The 3,504-nt window shown below is 72.8% G+C and carries 3 protein-coding genes; 1 reads left to right on the top strand and 2 read right to left on the bottom strand.

Going from position 1 to position 3,504, the window contains the following annotated elements; genetic code table 11:
- Together ACWGDE_RS37360 and ACWGDE_RS37355 are read right to left on the bottom strand one after the other, a co-directional pair.
- Nucleotides 1-472 (bottom strand): ATP-binding cassette domain-containing protein (locus ACWGDE_RS37360; protein ID WP_453393530.1); only part of this gene is annotated, 472 nt, incomplete at its 3' end.
- Nucleotides 473-644: 172 nt separating this feature from the next.
- Nucleotides 645-1,643: a SigB/SigF/SigG family RNA polymerase sigma factor gene (locus ACWGDE_RS37355; RefSeq protein WP_453393531.1), complete on the bottom strand. Its 999-nt coding sequence runs from the start codon at nucleotides 1,641-1,643 to the stop codon at nucleotides 645-647.
- 261 nt (nucleotides 1,644-1,904) lie between these two features.
- Between ACWGDE_RS37355 and ACWGDE_RS37350 the strand changes: the two genes are divergently transcribed.
- Complete coding sequence (locus ACWGDE_RS37350; protein ID WP_453393529.1) at nucleotides 1,905-3,464, top strand: S8 family peptidase; 1,560 nt, start codon at nucleotides 1,905-1,907, stop codon at nucleotides 3,462-3,464.
- Nucleotides 3,465-3,504: the final 40 nt, after the last annotated feature.

Here is a 3,504-nt window from a genome sequence, read left to right as displayed (position 1 = left end):
CGCACAGGGCGAGCGCCTCGGCGGCCCGCCGTTCGCGCTCGGCCCGGGGGACGCCCTGGACCTCGAGTCCGTATCCGGCGTTCTCCAGCACGTCGCGGTGCGGGAACAGCGCGAAGTGCTGGAAGACCATGCTGATCTTGGTGGAGCGTACCCGGCGCAGCTCGCGCGCGGAGAGCGCGGTGAGGTCCTCGCCGTCGAAGAGGATGCGTCCGGCGGTGGGCTCCAGAAGTCCGTTGAGCATGCGCAGCAGGGTGGACTTGCCCGATCCCGACAGGCCCATGACGACGAAGATCTGGCCGGGCTCGACGCGGAAGGAGGCGTCGATCACCGCGGCGGTCGTTCCTTCGGCGCGCAGCTCCTCGCGGTCGGTGGCACCGCTTTCGAGTGCGCGGACCGCCGTGGCGACGGCCGCGCCGTTGTCGGGTCCTTTGCCGAAGACCTTGTACACGTGCTCGGCTATGAGCGTGGACACATACACCTCACGGGTCGTACCGGAAACGGCCCACCGGCGTCTGTGCGTCCGGCGGGCCGTGGAGCGCGACGGGATCCGCCCGTCGCCCGTGCCCCGGCCGCTGCGGCCGGCGGACGGGTCCGCTCCAGCAGCGCTACTGCCCCGGCTTAACCATCGCAAACGGTGAAGTGAGTCATGTCACTTGCGGTACGTCGCCACCCGCGCGCTCGGCGGCGCCGGCGCAGCCCGGTTCCACTTGCTGCGGGGCCCCGGCTCCGGGCCGCTCCGGGTCGGCGAGCATCGAGGCCCGCAGGTGCGCGAGCACCCGGGTCAGGAGGCGCGAGACTTGCATCTGCGAGATGCCGAGGGCGGCGCCGATCTGAGCCTGGGTGAGTTCCTCGCCGAAGCGCATCGCCAGCATGCGGCGCTCCCGGTCGGTGAGCCGTTCCAGCAGCGGTGCCAGGGTCTGGATGTCCTCGACGCGTTCCAGCGCCGGCTCCTCCGCCCCCATGGTTTCGGCGAGGCTGTGGCCCTCGGTGCGGCCGTCGGCGCGTTCGCTGTGCGGGGCGTCGAGGGAGCCGCTGGTGTGGCCGTTCGCGGCGACGATCCCCTCGATGACCTCCTCCTCGGTGAGCCGGAGGTGGGCGGCGAGGTCCGCGACGGTCGGCGGCCGGTCGAGCACCGCCGTCAGGTCCTCCTTCGCCTTGGCGAGGTCGATGCGCAGCTCCTGGAGCCGGCGCGGGACGCGGACCGCCCAGGTGGTGTCGCGGAAGTGCCGCTTGATCTCACCTGTGATGTACGGCATGGCGAGGGAGGCGAACTCGACCTCGCGGTCCGGGTCGAACCGGTCGATGGCCTTGATCAGGCCGATGGTGCCGACCTGGAGGAGGTCCTCGAGGTCTCCCCCGTCGCCGCGGCCGCGGAAGGGGCGGACGGCGAACCGGACCAGCGAGCAGTTCATCTCGACGAGCGTGTCCCTGACGTAGCGGTGCTCGGGGGTGCCCTCCTCCAGTTCGCGCAGCCGGCGGAAGAAGAGTCTCGACAGTTCGCGCGCGTCCGCGGGTGCCACCTCTCGGGGCTCCGCGATCCGGGGCGGGACCACGGTGGCGGAGAGGCCGCGGTCCGGTCCGTCGGCGGGGCCGCGGTCCCGGTCCGCGAGGGGGCCGGCGGTATGGGGGAACGGGGCGGGCATCGTCACGGGGTCGCTCCTTGGGCTGGTCGGCTTGCGGTGCATGACCTTGATGGGCGTACACCTTAGCCGGTTCCGCATCCCTTCCCCAGTCCCGTAGCGTTCACCCCAACCGGCCGGTCCCCGGCGGCATTTGCGGCAGGGATCCGTTTCGGATGCACATCGGCCGTCCGGCCACACGTCCCTCGGCCGTCCGGTCATTTCGCCGGAGCGACGGCGGGTGCGCCCTTGTGCGCCCTGCTCCGCGCACCCCACCGTGAGCGGATGGCCACCAGACCTCATTTACGGGGCTTCGTCCTCGCACTCGCCGCCGCGCTCGCCCTCGGGGCCCAGACGCTGCCGTCCGCCGCCTCGGCCGCGCCCGCCGAGGGTTCCGTCCTCTACGCCGGTGCTTCGAACGCCGTTCCCGGCAGCTACCTCGTCGTCCTCGATCCGGCCCGCGCGGGGGCCCGTACCGCGCTCGGCCGGTCCGTCGTCGAACGGCACGGCGGCACGATCGGCCGCACCTACGACTCGGCGCTGAGCGGCTTCTCCGCGCGGATGACCGAGCGCCAGGCCCGGCGGGTCGCCGCCGATCCGGCCGTCGCCCGGGTCGCGCAGAACCGCCGGCTGCGGCTCGACTCCACCCAGCCGAGCCCGCCCTCGTGGGGCGTGGACCGCATCGACCAGCGCAGGGGTCCGCTCGACGACTCCTACACGTACCCGGATTCGGCCGGGCAGGGGGTGACCGCGTACGTCATCGACACCGGGATCAACATCACCCACCAGGACTTCGGCGGGCGCGCCTCGTACGGCTACGACGCGATCGACGAGGACTTCGAGGCCGACGACTCGCACGGGCACGGCACGCACGTGGCGGGGACCCTCGCCGGCACCACCTTCGGGGTGGCCAAGCGGGCGAAGCTGGTGGCCGTCCGGGTGCTCGACTGGTACGGGGAGGGCACGACCGAGCAGGTGGTCGCCGGGATCGACTGGGTCACCCGCAACGCCGTCAAGCCGGCCGTCGCCAACATGAGCCTGGGCGGGGACCCGGACGACGTGCTGGACGCGGCCGTGCGCGGGTCCATAGCCTCCGGCATCACCTACGCGGTGGCCGCCGGGAACCAGGGCATCGACGCCTCCGGGCACTCGCCGGCCCGGGTCTCCCAGGCCCTGACGGTGGGTGCGGTCGGCGACCACGACGCGCGTTCCCCGTACTCCAACTTCGGCCCGCTGGTGGACCTGTTCGCCCCCGGCGACTCCATCACCTCGGCCGTCTACTGGGGTGACGACTGGAGCACCGTCATGTCCGGCACCTCGATGGCCACCCCGCACGTGGCGGGCGCGGCGGCGCTCCATCTGGCCGGCCACCGCACGGACACCCCGGCCCAGGTGGCGGCCGCCCTGACGGCTTCGGCCACCACGGGCGCGGTGCTCGACGCCGGACCGGGCTCCCCCGACCGCGCCCTCTACGTGGGCGGCGTCCCGAACCGGGTGCCCGGCAAACGGTTCGCGAACACCGCCGACTTCCCGGTCGGGGACCTGGAGACCGTCGAGTCCCCGATCACGGTCAGCGGGGTCCCGGGCAGCGCTCCCGCCTCGCTGGACGTGGAGCTGTACTTCAAGCACCCGGACTCCGGGACCCTGCGGGTCGACCTGATCGCCCCCGACGGGACGGTGTACCCGGTCAAGGACGAGTACACGGGCTGGGGCGAGAGCGATCTCGTCGGGCTGTACTCGGTCGACGCCTCCTCGGAGACGGCGGGCGGGGTGTGGAAACTGCGCGTGTTCGACGCCTTCGCCGGGTACACCGGGTACCTCGACGGGTGGGCGCTGAGGTTCTGAACGGGCCTCGGCGGCGCGCTCCGGGGCACTGGCCACGGAG

It is taken from the genome of Streptomyces sp. NPDC054956, assembly GCF_053609185.1.
Note: the sequence above shows the minus strand (reverse complement) of the source record. Positions and strands in the feature narration are given on the sequence as shown.

Bases quoted from the DNA above. Each gene is read 5' to 3' on its own strand.
- ACWGDE_RS37355 (WP_453393531.1), bottom strand. From the start codon at position 1,643: ATGCCCGCCCCGTTCCCCCATACCGCCGGCCCCCTCGCGGACCGGGAC.
- ACWGDE_RS37350 (WP_453393529.1), top strand. From the start codon at position 1,905: ATGGCCACCAGACCTCATTTACGGGGCTTCGTCCTCGCACTCGCCGCC.